Annotated in this window: 19 protein-coding genes, 2 tRNA genes, 2 pseudogenes and 1 riboswitch; of the genes and pseudogenes, 2 read left to right on the forward strand and 21 right to left on the reverse strand. The window is 67.9% G+C overall.

Features of this window, described 5'->3' with window-relative positions; translation table 11 throughout:
• Positions 1-5 precede the first annotated feature (5 nt).
• From nirD to rnr, 9 genes and pseudogenes are all read right to left on the reverse strand, one after another.
• Positions 6-404 carry a nitrite reductase small subunit NirD gene (gene nirD, locus AAFL97_RS16060; protein WP_341645769.1) on the reverse strand — a complete coding sequence of 133 codons (399 nt, stop codon included), beginning with the start codon at positions 402-404 and terminating at the stop codon, positions 6-8.
• A gap of 11 nt (positions 405-415) precedes the next feature.
• Positions 416-2,980 carry a nitrite reductase large subunit NirB gene (gene nirB / locus AAFL97_RS16065; RefSeq protein WP_341645770.1) on the reverse strand — a complete coding sequence of 855 codons (2,565 nt, stop codon included), beginning with the start codon at positions 2,978-2,980 and terminating at the stop codon, positions 416-418.
• A gap of 85 nt (positions 2,981-3,065) precedes the next feature.
• Complete coding sequence (locus AAFL97_RS16070; protein WP_341645771.1) at positions 3,066-3,860, reverse strand: ABC transporter ATP-binding protein; 795 nt, start codon at positions 3,858-3,860, stop codon at positions 3,066-3,068.
• 11 nt (positions 3,861-3,871) lie between these two features.
• Positions 3,872-4,823, reverse strand: a pseudogene (gene ntrB / locus AAFL97_RS16075) (nitrate ABC transporter permease).
• Positions 4,824-4,875: 52 nt separating this feature from the next.
• On the reverse strand, positions 4,876-6,135 hold the full coding sequence (locus tag AAFL97_RS16080; RefSeq protein ID WP_341645772.1) for a CmpA/NrtA family ABC transporter substrate-binding protein: 1,260 nt from the start codon (positions 6,133-6,135) through the stop codon (positions 4,876-4,878).
• Between the two features lie 297 nt (positions 6,136-6,432).
• Complete coding sequence (locus AAFL97_RS16085; RefSeq protein ID WP_341645773.1) at positions 6,433-7,725, reverse strand: nitrate- and nitrite sensing domain-containing protein; 1,293 nt, start codon at positions 7,723-7,725, stop codon at positions 6,433-6,435.
• 139 nt (positions 7,726-7,864) lie between these two features.
• Positions 7,865-8,599 carry a 5,6-dimethylbenzimidazole synthase gene (gene bluB / locus AAFL97_RS16090; RefSeq protein ID WP_341645774.1) on the reverse strand — a complete coding sequence of 245 codons (735 nt, stop codon included), beginning with the start codon at positions 8,597-8,599 and terminating at the stop codon, positions 7,865-7,867.
• A gap of 51 nt (positions 8,600-8,650) precedes the next feature.
• Positions 8,651-8,838: riboswitch (cobalamin riboswitch) on the reverse strand.
• 182 nt (positions 8,839-9,020) lie between these two features.
• Positions 9,021-9,785 carry a 23S rRNA (guanosine(2251)-2'-O)-methyltransferase RlmB gene (gene rlmB / locus AAFL97_RS16095; protein WP_263462092.1) on the reverse strand — a complete coding sequence of 255 codons (765 nt, stop codon included), beginning with the start codon at positions 9,783-9,785 and terminating at the stop codon, positions 9,021-9,023.
• Complete coding sequence (gene rnr / locus AAFL97_RS16100; RefSeq protein WP_341645775.1) at positions 9,778-12,999, reverse strand: ribonuclease R; 3,222 nt, start codon at positions 12,997-12,999, stop codon at positions 9,778-9,780. Before rnr ends, rlmB begins: the two co-directional genes overlap by 8 nt.
• Positions 13,000-13,038: 39 nt before the next feature.
• Between rnr and AAFL97_RS16105 the strand changes: the two genes are divergently transcribed.
• Both AAFL97_RS16105 and AAFL97_RS16110 read left to right on the forward strand, forming a co-directional pair.
• Positions 13,039-13,123 (forward strand) — tRNA-Leu (locus AAFL97_RS16105).
• 173 nt (positions 13,124-13,296) lie between these two features.
• Positions 13,297-13,381 (forward strand) — tRNA-Leu (locus tag AAFL97_RS16110).
• A gap of 185 nt (positions 13,382-13,566) precedes the next feature.
• Here the strand turns inward: AAFL97_RS16110 and AAFL97_RS16115 are convergent.
• From AAFL97_RS16115 to ispG, 12 genes and pseudogenes are all read right to left on the reverse strand, one after another.
• Positions 13,567-14,877, reverse strand: coding sequence for an adenylosuccinate synthase (locus tag AAFL97_RS16115; RefSeq protein ID WP_341645776.1), 1,311 nt, complete (start codon positions 14,875-14,877; stop codon positions 13,567-13,569).
• 3 nt (positions 14,878-14,880) lie between these two features.
• Positions 14,881-16,041 (reverse strand): ATP phosphoribosyltransferase regulatory subunit, encoded by a 1,161-nt coding sequence (locus AAFL97_RS16120; RefSeq protein WP_341645777.1) that lies wholly within the window; start codon positions 16,039-16,041, stop codon positions 14,881-14,883.
• A 6-nt stretch (positions 16,042-16,047) separates the two neighbouring features.
• Entirely contained in the window at positions 16,048-16,233 is a 186-nt protein-coding gene (locus tag AAFL97_RS16125) for a DUF2065 domain-containing protein (RefSeq protein ID WP_068636064.1), read from the reverse strand.
• Between the two features lie 7 nt (positions 16,234-16,240).
• Entirely contained in the window at positions 16,241-17,122 is an 882-nt protein-coding gene (gene hflC, locus AAFL97_RS16130; RefSeq protein WP_263462088.1) for a protease modulator HflC, read from the reverse strand.
• Complete coding sequence (gene hflK, locus AAFL97_RS16135) at positions 17,122-18,417, reverse strand: FtsH protease activity modulator HflK (protein ID WP_341645778.1); 1,296 nt, start codon at positions 18,415-18,417, stop codon at positions 17,122-17,124. Before hflK ends, hflC begins: the two co-directional genes overlap by 1 nt.
• 14 nt (positions 18,418-18,431) lie before the next feature.
• On the reverse strand, positions 18,432-19,577 hold the full coding sequence (hflX, locus tag AAFL97_RS16140; protein ID WP_341645779.1) for a ribosome rescue GTPase HflX: 1,146 nt from the start codon (positions 19,575-19,577) through the stop codon (positions 18,432-18,434).
• 51 nt (positions 19,578-19,628) lie between these two features.
• Entirely contained in the window at positions 19,629-19,865 is a 237-nt protein-coding gene (gene hfq / locus AAFL97_RS16145; protein ID WP_004342183.1) for an RNA chaperone Hfq, read from the reverse strand.
• 115 nt (positions 19,866-19,980) lie between these two features.
• Entirely contained in the window at positions 19,981-21,309 is a 1,329-nt protein-coding gene (gene der / locus AAFL97_RS16150; protein ID WP_341645780.1) for a ribosome biogenesis GTPase Der, read from the reverse strand.
• A 15-nt stretch (positions 21,310-21,324) separates the two neighbouring features.
• Positions 21,325-22,467, reverse strand: coding sequence for an outer membrane protein assembly factor BamB (bamB, locus tag AAFL97_RS16155; protein WP_341645781.1), 1,143 nt, complete (start codon positions 22,465-22,467; stop codon positions 21,325-21,327).
• 3 nt (positions 22,468-22,470) lie between these two features.
• On the reverse strand, positions 22,471-23,115 hold the full coding sequence (locus AAFL97_RS16160; protein WP_341647183.1) for a YfgM family protein: 645 nt from the start codon (positions 23,113-23,115) through the stop codon (positions 22,471-22,473).
• Positions 23,115-24,413 carry a histidine--tRNA ligase gene (hisS, locus tag AAFL97_RS16165; RefSeq protein ID WP_341645782.1) on the reverse strand — a complete coding sequence of 433 codons (1,299 nt, stop codon included), beginning with the start codon at positions 24,411-24,413 and terminating at the stop codon, positions 23,115-23,117. Before hisS ends, AAFL97_RS16160 begins: the two co-directional genes overlap by 1 nt.
• A gap of 96 nt (positions 24,414-24,509) precedes the next feature.
• Positions 24,510-25,770: pseudogene (gene ispG / locus AAFL97_RS16170) on the reverse strand (flavodoxin-dependent (E)-4-hydroxy-3-methylbut-2-enyl-diphosphate synthase).
• Positions 25,771-25,777: the final 7 nt, after the last annotated feature.

A 25,777-nucleotide genomic window follows, 5' to 3' on the forward strand; every position in this document is an offset into this window, starting at 1 on the left:
CGGCCTCAGGCTTCGACCCATACCGTGCCGCCGCGCAGTTCGACGGCCCAGGTGGCGAGCGGCGTGTCCGGGTTCTCGATGCAGCCGCCGTCGCGCAGCCGGTAGTGCTGCTTGTAGATCGGCGAGGCCACCACCGGCTCGCCGCCGAGGTCGCCGACGATGCCGCGCCACAGCACGTTGGCACCGCTGTTGGGGTCGTGGTTGTCGATGGCGTAGAGGCTGTCGTCGGTCAGTCGGAAGACGGCGATCTGGCGGCCGCCCAGCAGCGCGCACACGCCGGTGTCGGGCCAGATGTCGTCCAGCGCGCAGACCGGCTGCCAGGCCGGCCCTGCAGCGGCAACGGCAGGCGCTGCCGCGGGAACGGGTGCCGCCACGGCGGCGGCGGGGGCGGTCATGACGGTCATGGCATGCTCCTTCAGACGGTTTCGGCGACGACCGGAATGCCCTTGAAGCGCTCGCGCTTCTCGGCCTCGGTGGCCGGGCGGATCTGGCCGCGTTCGCGCACGAAGACGATGTTGTCGTCGGCCGCGTCGCTGTTGACGAAAGTGCGCATGCGCCGCAGCACCGCCGGGTCTTCGATGGCCTTCTTCCATTCGCAGGCGTAGCTGTCGACGACCTGGGCCATCTCGGCTTCCAGTTCGGCAGCCAGTCCGAGGCTGTCCTCCAGGATCACCGCCTTGAGATAGTCCAGCCCGCCTTCGAGGTTGTCGCGCCAGGTGCTGGTGCGCTGCAGGCGCTCGGCAGTGCGGATGTAGAACATCAGGAAGCGGTCGATCGTGCGCACCAGCGCGGCCTCGTCGAGGTCGCTGGCGAGCAGCTCGGCGTGGCGCGGCTTCATGCCGCCGTTGCCGCAGACGTAGAGGTTCCAGCCGCGCTCGGTGGCGATCACGCCGACGTCCTTGCCCTGCGCCTCGGCGCATTCGCGGGTGCAGCCGGAGACGCCGAACTTGATCTTGTGCGGCGCGCGCAGGCCCTTGTAGCGGTTCTCGAGCCGGATCGCCATGCCCACCGAGTCCTGCACGCCGTAGCGGCACCAGGTCGAACCGACACAGCTCTTCACCGTACGCAGCGACTTGCCGTAGGCATGGCCGCTCTCGAAGCCGGCATCGACCAGCTCGCGCCAGATCAGCGGCAGCTCGTGCACCTGGGCGCCGAACAGGTCGATGCGCTGGCCGCCGGTGATCTTGGTGTACAGCCCGTACTTGCTGGCGATGGAACCGATCGCGATCAACTGCTCCGGCGTGATCTCACCGGCGGCGACGCGCGGCACCACCGAGTAGCTGCCGTCCTTCTGGATGTTGCCGAGGAAGTAGTCGTTCGAATCCTGCAGCCGCGCCTGGTCGCGGTTCAGGATGAAGTCGTTCCAGCAGCTCGCCAGGATGCTGGCCGCGACCGGCTTGCAGATGTCGCAGCCGCGGCCCTTGCCGTGGCGCTGCAGCAGTTCGGCGAAACTGCGGATCCCGCCCACCCGCACCAGGTGGTACAGCTCCTGGCGCGAATACGCAAAGTGCTCGCACAGGTGGTTGGTGACTTCGACGCCCTGGCGCTTCAGCTCGGCATTGAGCACCTGGGTCACCAGCGGCACGCAGCCGCCGCAGGAGGTGCCGGCGCGGGTCGCGGACTTGAGTTCGCCGATGCTGTGCGCGCCATCGGCCACCGCTGCGCACAGCTGGCCCTTGGTGACGTTGTTGCACGAGCACAGCACCGCGCCATCGGGCAGCGCATCCACGCCGAGGCCGGCCTTGGCCGTGCCGTCGGCGGCGGGCAGGATCATCTGCTCGGGCGCTTCGGGCAGGGCGATGCCGTTCAGCATCATCTGCAGCAGCGTGCCGTATTCTGCCGCGTCACCCACCAGTACCGCACCCAGCAGCCGCTTGCGGTCGGCGCTGACCACCAGCTTCTTGTAGATCTGCTTGAGCTCGTCGGTGAACACGCAGGACAGCGCGCCCCGCGTCCTGCCCTGGGCATCGCCGATGCTGGCGACATCCACGCCCATGAGCTTGAGCTTGGTGCTCATGTCGGCGCCGGCGAAAGCGGCATCGGCGGCGCCGCCGACATGCCGGGCTGCCACCCGTGCCATGTCGTAGCCGGGCGCGACGAGACCGAAGATCTGCTCCTTCCACGACGCGCACTCGCCGATCGCGTAGATGTCCGGATCGCTGCTGCGGCAGTGGTCGTCGATCACCACGCCGCCGCGCGGACCGACCGCGAGCAGGCATTGGCGCGCCAGTTCGTCGCGGGCACGGATGCCGGCGGAGAACACGATCATGTCGGTCTCCAGCCAGCTGCCGTCGGCGAACACCATGCGGTGGCGTGCCTGGCGACCGTCGATGATCTCCACCGTGTTGCGCTCGGTATGCACCTGCACGCCCAGGTCCTCGATCCGGCTGCGCAGGACGCGCCCGCCGCCGTCGTCGACCTGCACCACCATCAGCCGTGGGGCGAATTCGACCACGTGCGTGCGCAGTCCCATGTCGCGCAGCGCCTTGGCGCATTCCAGCCCGAGCAGGCCGCCGCCGACCACCACGCCGCTGGTGGAACGGGCGCCGCTGGCCTGCATCGCTTCCAGGTCCTCGATGGTGCGATAGACGTGGCAGGCGTCGCGGTCGCGGCCCGGCACCGGCGGCACGAAGGGGTAGGAGCCGGTGGCCAGCACCAGCTTGTCGTAGGCCAGCACTTCGCCGTCGGCCAGCTGCAGGGTGTTGTTGCGTCGTTCGATGCCGGCGACGCGCGCGTTCAGGCGCAGCGTCAGTCCCGGCCGCTCATAGAAGCCGGGCTCGACCAGCGACAGTTCCTCGGCGCGGGTGCCGGAAAAGAAGCTGGACAGATGCACGCGGTCGTAGGCCGGGCGCGGCTCCTCGCCGAGCACGGTGACGGCCAAGCCAGCGGCCGGCAGGTCGGGGTGCAGCGCGAGCAGTTCCTGCACGAAGCGGTGGCCGACCATGCCGTTGCCGACCACCACGAGTCTTTGCTGATGCATGAGGTTCTCCTTCAGGCGATGGGCACGGGAATGCAGCGGCCTGCCGCGTTGCGGCAGCCGTGCAAGCCGTGGCCGTCTGCCGCGCCTAGGCGGCGCGCTTCAACTGCTTGTGGTAGAGGAATTCCATGATCGCCGCGCGGCATTCGCCGAACTGGGCGTCATGCGCCAGGGCCAGCCGGTCGCGCGGCCGCTCGATGCCGACCTCGAGGATCTCGCCGATGGTCGCTGCCGGGCCGTTGGTCAGCATCACCACGCGATCCGACAGCAGCACCGCCTCGTCGACGTCGTGGGTCACCATCACCATCGTCGCCTTGGTGGCGGCGAGGATTTTCATCAGCTCGTCCTGCAGGTTGGCCCGGGTCAGCGCGTCGAGGGCGCCGAACGGCTCGTCCATCAGCAGGATGCGCGGCTGCATCGACAGCGCACGGGCGATGCCGACGCGCTGCTTCATGCCGCCCGAGATCTCGTGCGGGAACTTGGTCTCGGCATGGGCCAGGCCGACCAGTTCGAGCGCCTCGTGGGTGCGCCGCTTCAGGCTGGCCTTGCCCTCCTTGGCCGCGAACACGCGCTCGACGGCGAGATAGACGTTGTCGAAGCAGGTCAGCCAGGGCAGCAGCGAGTGGTTCTGGAACACCACCGCGCGCTCCGGCCCCGGACCGGCGATCTCGCGTCCGCCGCACAGCATCACGCCGCTGCTCGGCCGGGTCAGGCCGGCGATCAGGTTCAGCAGCGTCGACTTGCCGCAGCCGGAGTGGCCGATCAGCGCGATGCTCTCGCCTTCGTGGATGTCGAGATCGATGTCGCGCAGGGCGACGAACCTGCCTTTCTTGGTGTCGAAACTCTGGCCGACATTCTCGATCTGGACGATTTTCTTCGTCATGGTGGGTCTCCTCAACGGTTCTCGTAACTGAAACGGCGGGCGACCAGCATCAGCATCTGCTCGAGGATCAGGCCGACGATGCCGATGACGAAGATCGCGATGATGATGTGCTCGACCTTGAGGTTGTTCCATTCGTCCCACACCCAGAAGCCGATGCCGACGCCGCCGGTGAGCATCTCGGCGGCGACGATGACCAGCCAGGCAGTGCCGATCGACAGGCGGATGCCGGTCAGCATGTAGGGCAGCACCGCCGGGAACAGGATCTTCGTGGAACACCTTCCACTCCGACAGGTTCAGCACGCGTGCGACGTTGAGGTAGTCCTGCGGCACGCGGGTGACGCCCTGGGCGGTGTTGAGGATCATCGGCCAGATCGAGCAGATGAAGATGGTCCAGGTCGCCGCCGGATCGGCGCGCTGGAACACCAGCAGGCCGATCGGCAGCCAGGCCAGCGGCGACACCGGGCGTAGCAGGCTGATGATCGGGTTCAGCATCTGCGACAGCAGCGCGAAGCGGCCGAGCAGGAAACCCGCCGGAATGCCGACCAGCGCGGCGATGCCGAAGCCGATGCCGACCCGTTCGAGCGAGGCGAGCACGTTCCAGCCGATGCCCTGGTCGTTCGGTCCATCGATATAGAAAGGATCGGAGAACAGCGCCACCGCCGCATCCCAGGTCTGGCCCGGGCCGGGAATGCCGCCACCGCCGAAGGTGGCGAGATGCCAGATGCCGATCAGCAGCGCCAGCCCGGCCAGCGGCGGCAGCACCGTGCGCAGTGCGGCCCTGGCCCACTCGCCGATCCGGCCGGCCAGCGGTTCGGCCGGCAGGCTGGCGCTTTTTTCCGCCTTTTCCTTCACGCCGTCTTCCGCCTCGGCTGCGCCCGCCGTCGCCGGCAGCTCGTTCCCTGTCTCGTCGATCGGCACCGCCGTCCTGCCGGCATCGGCTTCGGTGGCGTCGGTTCCGCTCATGTTTCCCGGCCGCGCCGCGATCATTGCTGCAGTCATGTTTCCGTCCTCCGGTTCAGGCCTTGAGCTTGAAGCTGCCGGCATACTTCGCCGGCTCCGTGCCGTCCCACACCACGCCGTCGATCAGCGTGCTGCTGCGCATCTCGCCCGCGGGCAGGGCGACGCCGGCCGCGGTCGCCGCCTGGCGGTAGATGTCGAGGCGATTGATCGCGCGGGCGGCCGCCAGGTAATCGACGTCGCTGCCGAGCAGGCCCCAGCGCCGGTGCTGGGTCAGGAACCACATGCCGTCGGAGAGCCAGGGGAAGGTCGCGGCGCCGTCGCGGAAGAACTTCATCGCGTTGGCGTCTTGCCACTTGCGGCCGAGGCCGTTGTCGTATTGGCCGAGGATCCGGCCTTCGATGACGTCGACGTCGGTATTGACGTAGGAGCGCGCGGCGATGACCTTGGCCGTCTCCTTGCGGTTGGCCTCCGAGGCGTCGATCCAGCGCGAAGCGTCGAGCACCGCGGCGGTCAGCGCCCGCGCCGCGTTGGGATGCTTGTCCACCCAGGCGGCGCTCGTGCCGAGCACCTTCTCCGGGTGGTCGGTCCAGATGTCCTGGGTGGTGACGGCGGTGAAGCCGATGCCGTCGATGACCGCGCGCTGGTTCCAGGGCTCGCCGACGCAGTAGCCGTGCATGTTGCCGACGCGGGCGTTGGCCACCATCTGCGGCGGCGGCACGACGATGCTCTTGACGTCCTTGAACGGATGGATGTCGTGCGCCGCCAGCCAGTAGTACAGCCACATCGCATGGGTGCCGGTCGGGAAGGTCTGGGCGAAGGTGTAGCTGCCGGGTTCGCTCGTCGCCACCAGCTTCTTCAGCGAGGCGCCATCGACCACGCCCTTCTCCTTCAACTGGGACGCGAGCGTGATGGCCTGGCCGTTGTTGTTCAGCGTCATCAGCACCGCCATGTCCCGCTTCGGCCCGCCGACGCCCATATGCACGCCATAAACGAGGCCGTACAGCACGTGCGCGGCGTCCAGCTCGCCCGACAGCAGCTTGTCGCGCACCGAGGCCCAGTTCGCTTCCTTGCTCGGCACGATCCTGATGCCGTACTTCTCGTCGAACTTCCTCACCGCCGCCATCACCACCGAGGCACAGTCGGTCAGCGGGATGAAGCCGACCTTGATCTCCTTCTTTTCCGGCGCATCGGAGCCGGCGGCCCAGGCGCCGCCGGGAAACAGGCCCGGCAGCAGCGCGGCCGTGCCGGCCGCGGCCCCCGCCTTGATGAAGCCGCGGCGCGACAGCACCGTGGTTTCGGTCTTGAGCGTCTTCATGATGTGCTCCTTGGAAAGCATGGCAAAAACGAAAAGGCGCCCATCCCTCACTTCGCGCAGCGCGAAGGGGAATGGACGCCGTTGTCCTGTGTTCGAGTCGGGAGATCGAATGCCGGACCGCCGTTGGCCCAGCCTTGCCCTAGCCTATGCAGCAAGCGTGCCAGTTTGCAGGATCGACTCGTTTCCCTTGCATTTCATCGGTTTGCCAGCCGGCTGCATGACGACGCGGCGAGGCCGGATGCACTGCTGCAGTGCAGCATCGGCAGTTGCCTGCACATCCCTGGTGCGCCGCCCCGCCTAGTGCCTGCCCAGCACCGGGGCCAGCGCCAGCGTCGCCGCGGCGACTTCGGCCAGGCGCCTCCCCTGGCTCATCGCGGTCTGGCGCAGCAGGCGGTAGGCCTCGTCCTCGGAAAGGCCGCGGCAGGCCATCAGTAGGCCTTTCGCGCGCTCGATCAGCTTGCGCTCGTCCAGCGCCGCGCGCGCCGCGTCGAGTTCGTCGCTCATCGCCTGCAGGCGCTGCGACTGGGCATGGAGCAGATCGACGATCGAACGCCGCAGTTGCGGACCGAAAGGCTCATCGCCCTGGGCAGGCTCTGCCGGCGCCCCCTCCCCGGCCATCTCGGCACCGATCAGCATGTCGAGCGGCGCCCGGATCTCCGGCGCCGCGGACAAGGCTTCGAGCAAGGCCGCCTGGTCCTGCGCCTCGGTCCGCGCCGAGGCGATCCGCCGCGCGCAGGATTCGCCCAGGCCGCGGGCGAGCGCCACCTCGGCTTCGTGCATCTGGTCGAGGCGCTGCGAGCAGCAGTCGAACCAGGCCTCGGCCAGCGCGGGATCGAGCGCCGAACCCAGCGTCGACGCCAGCAGTATCCGGCGCAGGCGTTCGAGTTCGGCCAGCGGCATGACGGACTGCAGCGCCCGCCACTGGCGCAGCACCTCGTCGCCGCAGAAACCTTCGAAGCGCCGGAAGCACTGCGCCTGCGCATCGATCAGGTGCAGGATGGACTGCACGCGCTCGGGCGCCGGATGGCCCGCGGCGAACAGCGCCGCGCCCAGCGCGCGCTCCTGGCCGGCGAACTCCTTGCCCTGCATCAGGTTGAACAGCGCGACCAGCAGCCGCGAAACCCCGGGATCGACCGCCACGTCGGCAGCCTCGAACACCAGCGCGAGCAAGGCCGCGATGATCTCGCTGTAGCGCGCGGTCGACACATCGGGCCGGCAGCGCCGGGCGGCAATGTCGCCGCGCAGCCCGGGCAAGGCATCCAGCGCATGCAGCGCAAGCGCGATGCGCGTCAGCAGGCGCGAGCCGCCATGCACCGCGCCGCCCGACTTCTCGCCGCCCAGTTCCGGGCGCTTGAGCCAGCTCCGGACCTCGGCCTCCGCGGCCCGGCTGGCAAGCAGTTGCGCTTCGCGCTGGGGGCCGAAGCGGGCGCCTTCCGAGCCGAGAAAGACGTTGGAAGCGCCGCGTTCCCGCTGGAGCTGGTGGACGAGTTCACTGACCGCCTGCACCAGTTCGCAACTGAGCGCGAGCCGTTCGAGATCGTCGATTTCGCAGCGGCGCGCTGCGAGCAGAAATGCGAGCGCCGTCTTCATCCTCTCTCCGGAATCCTCGTTGCCATGGCCTCGGCCGGAATGACCGTGGCCACAGCAACAAGCAATTGCCGTGCAAGCCTGTGCGCGCCACACCGAGCGGCGGCTGCGCGAAGGCCGAAAAAGCGGAATGGTGGCCCGGTTATGCCGGCATGACGCGCGAGACGGCGTCGGCGAAACGCTCGCCCGCTTCGTCCGCCTCGCCCTGCCAACGATCGAAATGCAGCAGCTCGGTCAGCGGCATGCGCTTGAGCCAGCCGGCCGACTCCAGCTCCGGGCGCTGATGGAAATGGCTGACATGGCCGATGCAGAGATAGGCGATCGGCACGATTCCGTCCGGGATGCCGAGCGTCTCGCGCAGCGCCTGCGGGTGCAGGATGCTGACCCAGCCCACCCCCAGCCCTTCGGCACGCGCCGCCAGCCACAGGTTCTGCACCGCGCAGACCGCGCTGTAGATGTCCATCTCCGGCATGTGGGTGCGGCCGAGCACCACCGGGCCGTTGCGGCTGCGATCGCAGGTGATGCACAGGTTGAGCGGCGCTTCAAGGATGCCTTCCAGCTTCAGCTTGCGGTACGTGCCCCGCTTGCCGGTCTCGAACATCTGCTCGGCTTCGGCATGGGCGGCGAGGAAATCGCGATGGATCCGCTCGCGCACCTGACGCGAACGCACGATGACGAAGTCCCAGGGCTGCATGAAGCCGACCGAAGGCGCGTGATGGGCGGCGGTCAGCACGCGCGCCAGCACCTCGTCGGCAATGGGATCGGGCAGGAACTGCCCGCGCACGTCGCGCCGGGTATGGATCGCGCGGTAGACGGCGGCGCGCTCGGCAGCGCTGAAGGATGGATCGGTCTGGATGGTTTGCGCATGGCTGCTCACGGAGTCGTCCCCTTGTCGTGAAGCAGTGGACAGCGCGCCGACCAGACGGCTGTTGAACGCTTCCGGGGCCGGTCTTCCGGCTGAGGATCATCCCGTCCGGGCGCCTTCCCGGCATTTGCAGGCCAGTGGCTGGGCAAACCTTGCCCGGACGGTCCCCTTCACGGCGCTGGGCACGCAGCGGATTTGCACCGCTTTCCCGATTCTCCCGCGCAGGCGCGGGCACCCCGAAGCTCGAAAGACGTGAAGCGTATTGAATCGCGCTGCGGCTGGCAAGGTACGCTGCCACCGCTCGGCGAGCCGGATGTGGAAGGCGGCGAAACCCATCGACGGCGGCACACGCCGGGGGTGATGAGTTTCGCCCTCGGCTCCGCGCAGCCCGTTCCACCTTCCCGCAGCGCAGGCTCCCCACGGCCGCCACCGCTCATCCGCGCTGGCGGCGCGCCTCGAACAGGCAGATGCCGCTCGCCACCGACACGTTCAGGCTCTCGACGCTGCCGAGCATCGGAATCCGCGCCAGCTCGTCGCAAGTCTCGCGCGTCAGCCGGCGCAGGCCGTCGCCTTCGGCGCCCAGCACCCAGGCCACCGGCGCTTTCTGGTCGATGTCGTACAGCGACTTCTCCGCCTCGCCGGCGGCACCGACCACCCATACGCCGGCCTCCTGCATCTCGCGCAGCGCGCGCGCCAGGTTGGTGACGGTGATGTAGGGCACGGTGTCGGCCGCACCGCTGGCGACCTTGACCGCGGTGGCGTTGAGGCCGACCGCGCGGTCCTTGGGCGCGACCACCGCATGCGCACCGGCCGCGTCGGCGACGCGCAGGCAGGCGCCGAGGTTGTGCGGATCCTGCACGCCGTCCAGCACCAGGATCAGCGCGTTCTCTTCCAGGCTGTCGAGCACGTCGGCGAGCTTGATGTCGCGCCGCGTCGCATCGACCTTCGCCACTACGCCCTGGTGCCGGCGGGTGCCGACCATGGCATCGAGCTTGTCGCCTTCGCAATACAGCATGCGGACGCCGGCAGCCTCGGCCTGGGCGACGAACTTCTTCACCCGTGCGTCCTTGCGGTCGGCCGATAGATGGACTTCCAGCACCGAGTCCGGCGCATGCCGCAGCTTGGCCGACACGGCATGGAAACCGTAGATCAGCCGGCTGGCGGCGCTGGCGTTCGTGTTTGCGGTCGTCTTAGGCACGGCGTTTTTCCTTCGCGGAGGTCTTGCCGCCAGAACGCGCGGCCGGTTTCGAGGCGCGCGATTCTACCGGCTCGGCAGCGGCTGCAGGCGCGGCCTTGGCCGCTTTGGCAAGCTTCGCCGGCTTGGCCGGTTTCGCTTTCCCGGCCTTTTCCGCCTTCTCCTTCTTGCCGGCCTTCTTCGCCTTCTTCTCTGCCTTCTCGGCCGATTTGGCCTTGCCGGCCTTGGCCTTCGCCTTCACTGCCTTGGCTTTCTTGCCCTTGTCCGCAGCGTCCTTGTCCTTCTTGCCGGCCTTCTCCTTCTTCTTCTCCGCCTTGCCATCCTTGCCGGCGGCAGTCTTGCGCGCCTTGATGGCCGCTGCCTCTTCGGCAGCCAGCTTGACCGCCGCAGCCTCCTGGTCGACCACCTTCTGCCGGATATCGTCGAGCACGCGGGTCCCGGCGCGGGCGGCCTTGGCCGGTGCCGGGCGGGCCTCCGCCTCGGCTGCAGGAGACGCCACTGCTTTCGGGGTAGCGGAGGCGCTGGCGCGCGAACGCCGCCTCGGTGCAGCAACAGGCTTCGGCACGGACGCAGCAGCAACTTCGGCCACAGCGGAAGTTTCGGCTGCCTGCGATGCCTCGGCAACGGCCGGTGCGGCAGCGGCCGGTGCGGCAGCGGCCGGCGCAGCTTCGGCTGCCGAAGCTTCGGCCACGGGCTTCGCCTTGCGCGTGCGGGTGCGTCTCACCTTCTCCGCAGGTGCCGCGACTTCGTCCGCCGCAGCGTCGGCTGCCGCAGCATCGGCTGCCGCCGGCTCGGCAACCGGTGCCGCCACGACGGCCTCGGCAGGTGCAACGACGGCAGCAGGCTGGGGTTTCTCGACGGGCAGCGGACCTTCGATCAGACGGAAATCGATCTTGTTGGTCGCCATGTCGACGCGCACCAGTTGCACCTTGACCCGGTCGGACAGGCGGAACTGCTTGCCGCTGCGCTCACCGAGCATTGCATGGCGGGTCTCGTCGTAATGGAAGTAGTCGGTACCGAGGTCCGAGACATGCAGCAGGCCTTCGATGAAGATGTCGTCGAGGGCGACGAACAGGCCGAAAGGCACGACCGCCGAGACGCTGCCGGTGAAGGTCTCGCCGACGCGATCCTGCATGAAGTAGCACTTCAGGAAGGCGACGACGTCGCGCGTGGCCTCGTCGGCACGGCGCTCGGTCGCCGAGCAGTGCAGGCCGATCTGCTCCCAGTCGCCCGGCTTGTACTGCCCGCCCGCCAGCACCGCCTTGATCGCGCGGTGGACCAGCAGATCGGGATAACGCCGGATCGGCGACGTGAAGTGGGTATAACTTTCGTAGGCCAGGCCGAAGTGGCCGACGTTGTCGGGGCTGTACATCGCCTGCTTCAGCGAGCGCAGCATCACGGTCTGCAGCAGTTGGGCGTCCGGGCGGTCCTTGATCTGCGCGAGCAGCGCCGCGTAATCGCCGGCGCGCGGCTCGTCGCCGCCGCCGATGCCCAGGCCGAATTCCTTCAGGAACTCGCGCAGCTTGGCCAGCTTCTCCTCGGACGGCGAGTCATGCACGCGGTACAGCGTCGGATGTTCGTGCTTGGCGAGGAAATCCGAGGCGCAGACGTTGGCCGCCAGCATGCATTCCTCGATCAGGCGGTGGGCGTCGTTGCGCACCTCGGGCACGATCTGCGCGATCTTGCCGTTGTCGTCGAAGATCATGCGCGTCTCGGTGGTCTCGAAGTCGATCGCGCCGCGCTTGGCACGTGCCTTCAGCAGCACGCGGAAGAGCTGGTCGAGGTTCTCGAGATGCGGCAGCAGCTTGCCGAGCGCCTTGCGTTCCGCCGCATCCTGTTCGTACAGCGCCGCCGCCACCCGGGTGTAGGTCAGGCGCGCATGCGACCAGATCACCGCCGGATAGAAGCGGTAGGTCTTGATCTCGCCGGTGGCGGTGATGTTCATGTCGGCCACCATCGCCAGGCGCTCGACTTCCGGGTTCAGCGAGCACAGCCCGTTGGACAGCTTTTCCGGCAGCATCGGGATCACCCGCCGCGGGAAATACACCGAGTTGCCGCGATCGTAGGCGTCCTTGTCCAGCCCGTTGCCGGCCTCGACGTAGTGCGACACGTCGGCGATCGCCACGATCAGGCGGTAGCCCTTGCCCTGACGCTCGCAATACACCGCGTCGTCGAAATCCTTGGCGGTCTCGCCGTCGATCGTCACCAGCGGCAGTTTGGTCAGGTCCTCGCGGCCCGCCCAGTCCTTCTTGCGCACGGCAGCCGGCAGCTTGCGCGTCTCGGCCTTGGCTTCGGCGGAGAACTCGAACGGCAGGTCGTGCTTGCGCAGCGCGATCTCGATCTCCATGCCGGGGTCGGCATAGTTGCCGAGCACTTCGACGATACGGCCGATCGGCTGGGCGAACTTGGTCGGCTGCTCGACCAGCTCGACGGTGACGATCTGGCCCGGCTCGGGCTTCTTGCGCCCGCCCGGTGCGATCAGGATGTCCTGCGCCAGGCGGCGGTTCTCCGGCACCACGATCATCACGCCATGTTCTTCGATGACACGGCCGACGACGCGGCTGTTGGCGCGCTCCAGCACTTCGACCAGCCGGCCTTCGGGGCGGCCGCGGCGGTCCTGGCCGGCAATGCGGGCCAGGATGCGGTCGCCGTGCAGCAGTTCGCGCATTTCCTTCGGCGACAGGAAGACATCGGGCCCGCCATCATCGCGGCGCAGGAAACCGAAGCCGTCGGCATGCCCTTCGACGCGGCCCTTGATCAGGTCCGCCTTGTCGGGCAGCAGATAGGCATCGCGGCGATTGCGCACGACCTGGCCTTCGCGCTCCATCGCACGCAGGCGGCGGTCGAAGTGCTCGCGCTCGAAAGCCTGGATGTCGAGCGCAGTCGCCAGTTCGTCGAAAGGCATCGGCACGCCGCGCTCGGCCAGCACCTGCAGCACGTATTCGCGGCTGGGCAGCGGTTGTTCGTATTTCTGCGCTTCGCGCTCATGGAAAGGATCCGCCAGGCGGATGGCGCTCTGCCGGGCAGCGTTCTGCCGGGCTGCGCCCTTGCGCGCGGCACGGCTGCGGCCGGCCGTCGGTGCAGCAGCACGGCCGCCTGCTTGCGGCCTGCCGGCCGCAGCCCCCTGGGCCGTGGTGTTGCGGGAACGCGAACCTGCCGGGGTATTTGCGCGTGTTTGAGTGTTTCTTGTGGTGGTGTTTTTTGTTCTGCGAGTCATTGACAGTTTTCTTCGAGTGCTTATAATGCGCGTCTTCTTGCCCAGATGGCGGAATTGGTAGACGCACTAGTTTCAGGTACTAGCGCCGCGAGGCGTGGAGGTTCGAGTCCTCTTCTGGGCACCAGTTTCACAGGAAAGCCGCTCTTCGGAGCGGCTTTTTTGTTTTCGTGCCGCTTGCCTTGCTGCTCTCCTCCCGCCCGGGTAGCCCTGGGCAATCCGGCAACAGCTTGCGGGAAAAAAGAAAAAATGGGGGAAAACTTTGCAAATGCCGGAGCCTTTGCTATTATGCGCCTCCCTGCCCAGATGGCGGAATTGGTAGACGCACTAGTTTCAGGTACTAGCGCTGCGAGGCGTGGAGGTTCGAGTCCTCTTCTGGGCACCAGTTGCAGGGAAAAGCCGGCTTTGAGCCGGCTTTTTTCGTTTACATCGCCAGCCGTGCCTGCCCAAAAGAAAACGGCGCCGCCCGCGCCACGGCCACACGAGGTGGCCGGAGATACGGACAGCACCGTCTTTCCGGCTTGCAGGCGAAAACGGCCGTATGGCGCCTTCGCCGCCTGCAGCTTGCGCTCAGGCACCAAACGGATGGCGACGCAGAATCGTTTCGTCGCGTTCGGGGCCGGTCGAGATCACGTCGATCGGAATCTCGCAGATCTCCTCGATGCGGTGCAGGTAGGCACGCGCCTCCTGCGGCAGCGCATCCCAGCTCTGTGCACCGAAGGTGGTGCCGCTCCAGCCCTTCATGGTCTCGTAGATCGGCTCGCAGCGCGTCACTTCTTCGGAACCCATCGGCAGCAGGTCGATGCGCTTGCCGTCCAGCATGTAGCCGGTGCACAGCTTCAGCTCTGCCAGGCCGTCGAGGACATCGAGCTTGGTGATGCACAGCCCGGTGACGCCGTTGATGATGATCGAGCGCTTCAGCGCGGCCAGGTCCAACCAGCCGCAGCGGCGCTTGCGGCCGGTGACGGTGCCGAATTCGCGGCCCTTGGTCGACATCTGCTCGCCGGGCACGCCCTTGGTGTCGATGTCGAGCTCGGTCGGGAAGGGGCCGCCGCCGACGCGGGTGCAATAGGCCTTGGTGATGCCCAGCACATAGTGCAGGCGGCTGGGGCCGACGCCGGAGCCCGCCGCTGCCTGGCCAGCGACACAGTTGCTCGAGGTGACGAAGGGATAGGTGCCGTGGTCGATGTCGAGCAGGGTGCCCTGCGCGCCTTCGAACAGCAGCGAGCCGCCCGACTTGTTGATCGCGTACAGCTCGGCCGAGACGTCCGCCACCATCGGCAGCAGCTCTTCGGCATCGGCCATCGCTTCGTCGAACACGGTCTGGAAATCGACCGCTTCGGCGCCCAGATGCTGGGTCAGCACGAAGTTGTGATATTCGAGGTTGGCCTTGAGCTTGGCGGCGAAGCGCTCGCGGTCGAACAGGTCATAAACGCGCAGCGCGCGGCGGGCGACCTTGTCCTCGTAGGTGGGGCCGATGCCCTTGCCGGTGGTGCCGATCTTGTCGCCGGCGGACTTCGCCGCTTCGCGCGCGCGGTCGAGCGCGCTGTGATAACCGAGGATCAGCGGGCAGCCCGGGCTGATGCGCAGGCGGTCGCGGACCTCGATGCCGCCGGCTTCGAGCGTGCGGATTTCCGACAGCAGGTGATGGGCGTCGAGCACCACGCCGTTGCCGATGAAGCAGGCCACGCCTTCGCGCACGATGCCCGAGGGCACGAGGTTCAGCTTGTATTCGGTCTGGCCGATCACCAGCGTGTGGCCGGCGTTGTGGCCGCCCTGGAAGCGGACGACCCCCTTGGCGTGGTCGGTCAGCCAATCGACGATCTTGCCCTTGCCTTCGTCACCCCACTGGGTGCCGACGACGACGACGTTCTTTGCCATTTTCTACTCTCCCTGTAACGGCACGATCGCCCAGCGACCGTCCCGCCTGACCAGTTGCCGGTCGCAACCGGCCTCGTTCCAAGTTCCTTGATGCCCGGGCAATGCCGTGACGACGATCTCGCCGCGCGCGCGCAGCGCCGCCACTTCGGCAGCCAGCTCGGCATCGTCGCCCGCCCAGGGCGCCAGCACCGCACCCGGATGCGCCAGCGGCGCCGGCAGGTGCCACACCAGTTCGCGCAGGTCGAGGCTGAAGCCGACCGCCGGCCGCGCGCGGCCGAAGGCCTCGCCGACGCGGTCGTAGCGCCCGCCGAGCGCCAGCGCCGCCGGCGACTCGGCGCCATAGGCGGCAAAGACGATGCCGCTGTGATAGTGATAGCCGCGCAGGTCGGACAGGTCGAAGCTGATCGGCAGATCGGCCAGCGCGCCGGCCAGCTGGCGCAGCTCGTCCAGCAGCGCCGTGATTTCTTCGTCCCGCGGCAGACAGGCCGCGGCACGGTCGAGGACTTCCGGCCCGCCATAGAGACCGGGCAGCGCGAGCAGGGCGGCGCGCACCGGCTCGGCGACATCGGCCAGCATGGCCTGCAGCGCCGGCACGTCCTTGGCCTGCAGCAGATCGAACAGCTCTTCCTCGCGCCCCGGCACCAGGCCGGCGCGGGCCGCCAGCGCATGGAACAGGCCGACGTGGCTGATGTCGATGCGCGAAGCCGGTACTTCGGCCAGGCGCATCACTTCGGCCAGCAGGTGCAGGATCTCGACGTCGGCCTCGATGCCGGCGTGGCCGTACAGTTCGGCACCGAGCTGCAGCGGCTCGCGCGTCGCCGTCAGCGTCGACGGCAGGGTGTGCAGCACGCTGCCGCAGTAGCACAGCCGCGACACGCCGCGGTGATTCAGCAGGTGCGCGTCGATGCGGGTGACCTGCGGCGTCATGTCGGCGCGCACGCCCATGGTCCGCCCCGACAACTGGTCGACGAGCTGGAAGGTGCGCAGCTTGAGGTCCTGCCCCGCGCCGGTGGTCAGCGAGTCGAGATATTCGAGCAGCGGCGGCATCACCAGCTGGTAGCCGCGAACGCGGAAGGCGTCGAGCAGCCGGCGGCGCAGCGTCTCGAGCTGGTGGGCTTCGGACGGCAGCGCGTCCTGGATGTGGTCGGGCAATACCCAGCGCATGAGCGTTCAGTTCAGGACGAAAAGGAGCAGCACACCGCCCAGCATCGAGGTCAGTCCGACGAAGCGGATCTGGCCATCGGCCATGCTGGCGAGGCGCAAAAAAGTTTCGCGCCAGGCGGCTGGCGCGACGAAGGGAAGGATGCCTTCGATGATCAGCATCAGCGCGAAGGCGGTCAGCAGGGAGGCGCCCATCAGGCTCTCAATTGCGCGGTGCGCCCCCGATGTCCTTCATGAAGCGGAAGAAATCCGAGCTCGGATCGACCACCATCACGTCATCCTTGCCGGCAAAGCTGGCCCGGTAGGCTTCGAGGCTGCGGTAGAAGGCGTAGAAATCCGGGCTCTTGCCGAAGGCTTCGGCATAGATCGCGGTGGCCTTGGCGTCGCCTTCACCCTGGAGCTGCTGTGCGGTCCGGTAGGCCTCGGCGATGATGACCTCGCGCTGGCGCTCGGCGTCGGCGCGGATCTTCTCGGCTTCGGCGGCACCCTGCGAACGCAGCTCGTTCGCCACCCGGGTACGTTCGGCTTCCATGCGGCGGAACACCGATTCCGACACTTCGTTCGGCAGGTCGACCCGCTTCAGGCGCACGTCGACGATCTGCACGCCGATGCTGCGGGCGTCGCGGTCGGCACGCTCGCGCATCTGGTCCATGATGCGGTCGCGCTCGCCGGACACCACGTCGTGCATGGTGCGGCGGCCGAATTCCTCGCGCAGGCCGGAATTGACCGTCTGCGTCAGGCGGGTGCGCGCACGCGCCTCGTCGCCGGCCACCGACTCGTAGTAGAGCCGCGGATCGACGATGCGCCACTTGACGAAGTGATCCACCAGCACGTTCATCTTCTCGGAAGTGATGAAGCGCTCGGGCTCGGGCGTATCCAGGGTCAGGATGCGCTTGTCGAAATAACGCACGTTCTGGATCAGCGGCAGCTTGAAGTTGAGGCCGGGCTCGGAGATGACCTCCCTGACTTCGCCCAGCTGGAAGACGATCGCATACTGGCGCTGGTCGACGGTGAACAGCGACGCCGAGGCGATCACAATGGCGACCAGAATGATGCCGCCGATCAGAGACAGCTTGTCACGCATCAACGTTCTCCCCGCTCACGGCTGCGCATCAGGTCGCGGCTGTTGCGCGGATCCGATGCCAGCGTGGATGCATTCGATCCGGCCGCCGACTGGGCGGGCGCGGCTCCCGCAGCCGCCCGCGGCGCTGCGCCGGCCTGCTGCATCAGCTTGTCGAGCGGCAGCATCAGCAGATTGCCGTTGCCCTGCGCATCGATCATCACCTTGGACGTGTTGGACATCACCTGCTGCATGGTCTCGATGTACAGGCGCTCGCGCGTCACGTCGGGCGCACGCTGGTACTCGGCGAACACCTGGTCGAAGCGGCTCGCCTCACCTTCGGCGTTGGCGACGACGCGTTCGCGGTAGGCGTTCGCTTCCTCGATCAGGCGCGACGCGGCACCGCGTGCCCGCGGGATGACGTCGTTGGCGTAGGCCTCGCCTTCGTTCTTCTGCCGCTCGCGGTCCTGGCCGGCCTTCACCGCGTCGTCGAACGCCGCCTGCACCTGCTCCGGCGGCTGGGCGTTCTGCATCGTCACGCGGCTGATCTGGATGCCGGTCTGGTAGCGGTCGAGGATGCGCTGCATCAGCTCGTGCGCGGTCGCGGCGATCTCCTCGCGCCCTTCGTAGAGCACGAAGTCCATGCGGCTCTTGCCGACGATCTCGCGCATCGCGGTTTCGGCCACCTGCGCCACCGACTCGTCCGGATAGCGGTTGTTGAAGATGTAGTTCTCCGGGCTGTTCAGCACGTACTGCACCGCGAACTGGATGTTGATGATGTTCTCGTCGTCGGTCAGCATCAGCGACTCGCGCAGCACCTTGTTGCGCTCGGAGCCGCGGTAGCCCACCTCGACGGTGCGCACGCCGGTCAGGTCGACGATCTCGTGCGATTCGAACGGATACGGCAGGCGCCAGCGCAGACCGGGCTCGGTGGTCTGGACGTACTCGCCCAGCCGCAGCACCACGCCGCGCTGGTTGGCATCGACAGTGTAGAAGCCGCTCGCGGCCCACACCACGGCGACGAGCGCGGCAAGCGCACCCAGGCCGCCGCCGAACTGCTTGAACGAGAACTCGGGCAGTTGCGGCCTGCCGCCGCCACCGCCTCCGCCGCCCGAGGAGCCGCGGTTCTGCCGCTTGCCGCCGAACATGCCGGACAGGCGCTGGTTGAAGTCGCGCCAGACCTCCTCGAGGTCGGGCGGCCCCTGGTTGCCGCCACGATTGTCGTTACCGCCGCGATTGTCGTTGCCGCGCCGCCCATCGTCGCGGTCGCGATCATCGTCGCCGCCCTGGCCGCCCCAGCGGGGGTCGTTAAGTGACATGAGAATGCCCGTAATCACGATTGAATAGGAAGCTCTTCCACCGTACCGGACTCCCGGTCGGCATCTTCATGAAAGGCCTGCTGAGCCACTTCCGCGAGCACTTCGCGAAGCAGATCAAGACCTTCGCCCGTTCTGGCGCTCAAAAAAACGCGCCGAATGTTACCACAGTCACTCCGTTCGACCGCCGGCACGGCATGCGTGAGGTCGATCTTGTTCCAGACCAGCACCTGCGGCACGTCCGCCGCGCCGATCTCGGCAAGGACCTCATTCACCGCGGCGATCTGCGCATCGCGGTCCTCGCTTGCCGAATCGACGACGTGCAGCAGCAGGTCGGCCTGCACCGTTTCCTCGAGTGTCGCGCGGAACGCGGCAACGAGCGCATGGGGCAGGTCGCGGATGAAACCGACGGTGTCCGACAGCACCACGTTGGCACCGCCGACGTAGAGCCGGCGCGAGGTGGTGTCGAGCGTGGCGAAAAGCTGGTCGGCCGCATAGGCGCCCGCCTTCGTCAGCGCATTGAACAGCGTCGATTTGCCCGCATTGGTGTAACCGACCAGAGAGACAGACAGTACCTCCCGGCGTTCCCGGGCGCGGCGGCGAACCTTGCGCTGCTTCTCGATCTGGACCAGGCGCGACTTCAGCATCTTGACCCGGTTGCCGAGCAGGCGGCGGTCGGTTTCGAGCTGCTTCTCGCCGGGGCCGCGCAGGCCGATGCCGCCCTTCTGCCGCTCGAGGTGGGTCCAGCCCCGCACCAGCCGGGTGGACAGGTGCTCGAGCTGGGCCAGTTCGACCTGCAGCTTGCCTTCATGGCTGCGCGCGCGCTGGGCGAAGATGTCGAGGATCAGCGCCGTGCGGTCGATGACCATGCACTGCAGCTCGCGTTCGAGGTTGCGCTGCTGGCCGGGCGACAGCGCGTGATTGAAGATCACGATGTCGGCCGAATGCGCGCGCAGCGCCTCGCCGATCTCCTGCACTTTGCCGCTGCCGGCGAACAGCTTCGGATCGGGCGCCTGGCGCCGGCCCTGGACCACGGCCTCGATCGATGCGCCCGCGCTGCCGACCAGCAGCTTCAGTTCGGACAGGCGTTCGTCGATGAGTCCCTGGCCGAGGTCGAGCTGGACGAGGACGGCACGCTCTCCCGCTGCAGGACGCTCAAACATGAGCACTCCCGGCAGCCGCTCTCCCCCGGCTGCGAACGATGGCTACGATGCTCAGTTGCCTTCTTCCTGCTGCTGGATGACGACCGGACGGGCCGGCACGACGGTGGAGATGGCGTGCTTGTAGACCATCTGGGTGACGGTGTTCTTCAGCAGCACGACGTACTGGTCGAAGGACTCGACCTGGCCCTGCAGCTTGATGCCGTTGACCAGGTAGATCGACACCGGGATGTGCTCCCGGCGCAGCGTGTTCAGGAACGGGTCTTGTAGAAGTTGCCCTTTGTTACTCATGTATGAACCTCTTTATTTTCTGTTTGTATGAATGTAATGGATTTGATGTTGCACCGCCACATGGCAGTATGCATCGAAATCCGGGTGTGGAAACAGGTTCTTGTCGTCCACGCGCTCAGTCCCGCGCGGCGTACGGATTGTGCGTGGTGCGGAACTGGATGCGCAAGGGCGTGCCCTGCAGCTTGAAGGCTTCCATGAAGCAGCGCTCCAGATAGCGCACGTAGGAGGCGGGAATGGCCTCCAGCGCGGTACCGTGGATCACGATCACCGGCGGGTTCATGCCGCCCTGGTGGGCGTAGCGCATCTTCGGCCGCGACAGGCCATGGCGCGGCGGCGCCTGGCGGGCCACGGCCTGCTGCAGCGTGCGCGTCAGCCGCGGCGTCGCCAGGTTGGAGGTCGCCGCGGCATAAGCGGCATCGACCGACTTCAGCAGACCGCCGATGCCCTGCGACTTGAGCGCCGAGATCTGGTGGAAGCGGGCGAAGCCCAGAAAGGCCAGCTTGCGCGCGATGTCCAGCTTGAGGCGATCGCGCTGGTAGTCGTCGACCGCATCCCATTTGTTGATGCCGACCACCAGCGCGCGCCCGGCTTCGAGCGCGAAGCCGGCGATGTGCGCATCCTGGTCGGAGATGTCCTGCGCGGCGTCGAGCACGAGGACGATCACGTTCGCCTCCTGGATCGCCTGCAGGGTCTTGATCACCGAGAACTTCTCGACCGCCTCGAAGACCTTGCCGCGGCGGCGCAGGCCGGCGGTGTCGATCAGGGTGTAGCGCTTGCCGCCGCGCTCGAACGGAATCGCGATGGCGTCGCGCGTGGTGCCCGGCAGGTCGAAGGCGATCACCCGCTCCTCGCCGAGCAGGGTATTGACCAGGGTCGATTTGCCGACGTTGGGGCGGCCGACGATCGCGACCTTGGGGCCGCTGTCCTCGGCGGCCTCCGCTTCGTCGTCGAGCGGAAACGGCGCCAGCACGATCTCGACGAGCTGCTTGATACCGTCGCCGTGCGCTGCCGACACCGGCAGCGGATCGCCCAGGCCGAGGGCATGGAAATCGGCGGCGACGATCGCGCGGTCCAGGCCTTCGGCCTTGTTGACCACCAGATGCACCGGCCGGCCGGCGCGGCGCAGGCGGGCGGCGATCTGCTCGTCGTGCGGCGTGCGGCCGGCGCGGCCATCGACGAGGAACAGCAGCACGTCGGCTTCGGCGATGGCCTGCTCGGCCTGCCGTGCCATCTCGTGCATGATGCCGTCCTTGGCGACGGGATCGAAGCCGGCGGTATCGACGACCAGGTAGTCGCGCTCCCCCACCCGGCCGACGCCGTAGTGGCGGTCGCGCGTCAGGCCCGGCTGGTCCGCCACCAGGGCGTCGCGCGTGCGCGTGAGGCGATTGAACAGGGTCGACTTGCCGACGTTGGGCCGGCCGACCAGAACGATGGTAGGTTTCACTTCAGGGCGCCCGCCTCAACGCAGTTCATAGGCCGCGACCGTGCCGTCGCGCCCCTGCACGACGAAACCGCGCCCGAAGGGCCGCGGCGCCGCCGACAAGGGGCCGTCGCCGGCGCGGCTGCGCGCGGCGAAAGCGCCCGTATCGCGATCCAGCGCATGGACATAGCCCTCGATGTCGCCGACGACGATGTGGTCGCCGACGATCAGCGGCCGCGACACCGCGCGCCGCGCCAGCGCATCCTGCTTCCACACGCTGGCGCCGCTATAGACGTCGAGCGCATGCACGGCATCGCGGTCGTCGGTGGCGACGGCAAAGCGCGCATCGCGGTCCATGCCGACGCTGCTGGAAAAGTCGCGCGCCCACAGCGCATTGCCGTTGCTGGTGTCGAAGCAGACCATGCGCCCCTGATAGGTCACCGCGCACACTTCGCGGCGGCCCGCGACCGGCGTGCCGGCGACGTCGGCAACCCGTTCGAGCTCGGTCGAACCGCGCGGATTCGCCACCGACAGCTCGGTGATCGCACCGCCGTTGACCGAATTGATCACGACCAGCTTGCCGCCCGGGAAGCCGGCGAGCACGACGTTGCCTTCGAGCAGAACGCCCGAGAAGTTGCGCAGCGCCAGCGGCGGATTGGCGCGCTGATAGATCCAGCGCCGGCTGCCGTCGCGTGCGTTCAATGCGATCAGGCGGTTGTCCGAGGCGCGCAGCACGACCAGCTCGCCATCGACCGCCGGCTGCGCCAGCACCTCGGCGCCGATGCTCGAACGCCAGCGCTCGCTGCCGTCGTTGGCGTCGTAGGCGATCGCGGTGCCGCTCGCGGTCACCACCACGGCGAGGCTGCGGCTGGCGCCGACGCCCGCGGACAGCCGGGTGTCGGCATCCACCCGCCACACCGCGCGGCCGCCTTCGAAGCGGGCGACGTCGCCGTCCTCGCCGGCGGCATAGACGCTGTCGCCGACCACCGCGGGCTCGAACAGATAGGGGCCGGATTCACCGATGTCGGCACGCCACAACTGGACCAGTTCGGCGTTCGGCTTGAACTCGGCCAGCGGCGCCGGCTTCGGCTTGTCGCTGGCGAAGGGGTTGAGGGACGAGCAGCCGGCAGCCAGCACGGCCGCGGCGACGAGCGGTACGAGACGCAGGGAAGCAAGCTTCATCGGTCAGCCTTCCAGGGATTCGAGTTTCACGCGCACCACTTCGCGCAGGGTCACGGCCTGCTCGCCTTCGCGGGCGAGCGTGTCGATCGCGGCCTGATAGGCATTGCGGGCCTCCGCCGCCTTGCCCTGCGCGGCGAGCACGTCGCCGCGCAGGTCGGCGAAGCGCGCGGCATACGCATCCACCGGCGCCGCCTGCAGGCGGGCCAGCGCGGCGTCGAGCTCGCCCTTCTGCAGCAGCACCGTGGCCAGGCGCAGGCGGGCCAGATCGCGCAGTGCCGGGTCCTGGCCCTTGTCCACCGCCCATTCGAGCTGCGCCTGCGCATTGTCCAGCTCGCCGGCCCTGAACTGGGTGCCTGCCGACAGCAGCGCGCCCAGTTGCGCATAGGTCGTGCCCGGGTAGTCGCCGATCAGGCGGCCGGCGGCATCACGCGCCTGCTGCGCCTCCTGGCCGTCCGCCGCCTTCTGCACGACGTGGTACAGCGCGCCGGCCTCGGCGGCATTGCGGTTCTGGTACCACTGCCAGCCCTGCCAGCCGACCGAGGCCAGCGCCGCCAGTGCCGCGATCGTCGCCACCAGATTGCCGTACTGCGCCCACCAGGCTTTCAGTTCGGAAATCTGTTCCTGTTCCTCGAGATCATATACCGCCATCATTCAGCCCCTTCTTCGTCATCACCGCCATACAGCAGCTCCGCCATCGCCTCGGGCAGCGCATCGAGCGCCACGCGCTGCTGTGCACCCGGGCCGCGCATCGGCTTCAGGCCCACTTCTGCGGCGGCGGCTTCATCCTCGCCGATCACCAGCGCCACCGGCGCGCGGCTGGCATCGGCCTTCTTCATCTGCGACTTGAAGCTGCCGCCGCCGCAATGCAGGATTGCGGCAAAGCCATGCGCACGCAAAGCTTCGGCGGCGCGAAAGGCCAGCCGCGCCGCGGCATCGCCCATATGCACGACGTAGGCGTCGACCGCCGGCCGCTCGGGCTCGCCGCCGCAGTCCTTCCACAGCAGCAGCAGGCGCTCGATGCCGATGGCGAAGCCCGCCGCAGGCTGGGGCTTGCCGCCGAGCTGTTCGACCAGGCCGTCGTAGCGCCCGCCTGCGCAGATCGTACCCTGCGCGCCCAGCCGCGTCGTCACCCACTCGAACACCGTGCGGTTGTAGTAGTCGAGGCCGCGCACCAGGCGATGATTGATGCGGAACGGAATGCCGGCATCCTTCAGGAAGACCTGCACCGCCTCGAAATGCGCCTTCGACTCCTCGCCGAGGTAGTCCGCCAGCCTGGGCGCGGCCTCGACGATCGGCTGCAGATCCGGATTCTTGGTGTCGAGGATGCGCAGCGGATTGGTGTACAGGCGCCGCTTGCCGTCCTCGTCCAGCTTGTCCTGGTGCTGCTCCAGGTAGGCGATCAGCGCGGCACGATGCCGGGCACGCTCTTCCGGCGCACCCAGCGAATTGATCTCGAGGGCGACGTCCTCGAGGCCGAGGTCTTCCCACAGCCGGGCGCACATCAGGATCAGCTCGGCATCGGTCTCGGGGCCGGCGAAACCCAGCGCCTCGACGCCGATCTGGTGGAACTGGCGGTAGCGCCCTTTCTGCGGGCGCTCGTGGCGGAACATCGGGCCGTAGTAGTACAGCCGCTGGGGGCCGCCCGAGGCGACGAGATTGTGCTGGATCGCCGCGCGCACGCAGGAGGCCGTGCCTTCGGGGCGCAGCGTCAGGTGTTCGCCGTTCAGCGCGTCCTCGAAGGAATACATCTCCTTCTCGACGATGTCGGTCACTTCGCCGATCGCACGCTTGAACAGCGGCGTGGGTTCGACGATGGGCATGCGGATCGGGCGATAGCCGTAGCTTTGCAGCCAGTCGCGCACGATGTCTTCGAAGTATTCCCAGGTTTCGGCGTCGTCGGGCAGGATGTCGTTCATCCCGCGCACGGCTTGCAGGGTCTGGCTCATGGGTGCTTGGTCTTGTCGGTGTCGCCCGGAGGCGTTGTCGTTGCTGGCTGGATTTGCGAGATTACCTGACGCCCGGCACGGCCGGGCGCCGCAGGCTCAGACGCCCTTCTTCACGTAATGGCTGACCACGTAGTCATCGACGATGGCCTTGAATTCGGCGGCGATGTTGTCGCCGCGCAGCGTGACGGCCTTCTGGCCGTCGATATAGACCGGCGCGGCCGGCGATTCGCCGGTGCCGGGCAGCGAAATGCCGATGTTGGCATGCTTGGACTCGCCCGGCCCATTGACCACGCAGCCCATCACTGCCAGCGTCATGTTCTCGACACCGTCGTACTGGTCCCGCCACACCGGCATCTGCGCCCGCACGTAGTCCTGGATGCTGGACGCCAGTTCCTGGAAGAAGGTGCTGGTGGTGCGGCCGCAGCCCGGGCAGGCCGTGACCATCGGCGTGAACGCGCGCAGACCCATGGTCTGCAGGATCTCCTGCGCGACCACGACTTCCTGCGTGCGGCTGCCGCCGGGCTCCGGCGTCAGCGAGATGCGGATGGTGTCGCCGATGCCTTCCTGCAGCAGCACCGACAGCGCCGCAGTAGGACGCGACGATGCCCTTGCTGCCCATGCCGGCCTCGGTCAGGCCCAGATGCAGCGCATAGTCGCTGCGGCGGGCGAGATCGCGATAGACGCCGATCAGGTCCTGCACGCTCGAGACCTTGGCCGACAGGATGATGCGGTCGCCGGCCAGGCCGTATTCCTCGGCCTTGGCGGCGGATTCGAGCGCCGACACCACCAGCGCCTCGCGCATCACCGCGCCGGCGTCGCTCGGCTCGGCACGGCGGGCGTTCTCGTCCATGATCCGCGCCAGCACCGACTGGTCGAGGCTGCCCCAGTTGACGCCGATCCGCACCGGCTTGCCGTAGCGGCAGGCGAGCTCGACGATGGCGGCGAACTGCGGATCGCGCTTGGCGCCGGTACCGACGTTGCCGGGGTTGATGCGGAACTTGGCCAGCGCTTCGGCACAGGCCGGAAAGTCGGTCAGCAGCTTGTGACCGTTGTAGTGGAAGTCGCCGACCAGCGGCACGTCCATGTTCAGCGCCAGCAGGCGGTCGCGGATGTGGGGCACGGCCCTGGCCGCGGCTTCGTTGTTCACCGTGATCCGGACCAGTTCCGAACCGGCCCGCGCCAGTTCGGCGACCTGCATCGCGGTGCCGAGCACGTCCGCGGTATCGGTATTGGTCATGGACTGCACCACCACCGGCGCATCACCGCCGACGCGTACGCGGCCGATCGCCACCTGGCGCGTCGGATGCCGGCCACGCGGCCCGGCAGCGGCTGAGAAAGGCTTATCGTCTTGGATCATGTTGATC

Origin of the sequence: Thauera sp. SDU_THAU2, assembly GCF_038260575.1 — a bacterium.
Lineage (GTDB): Bacteria > Pseudomonadota > Gammaproteobacteria > Burkholderiales > Rhodocyclaceae > Thauera.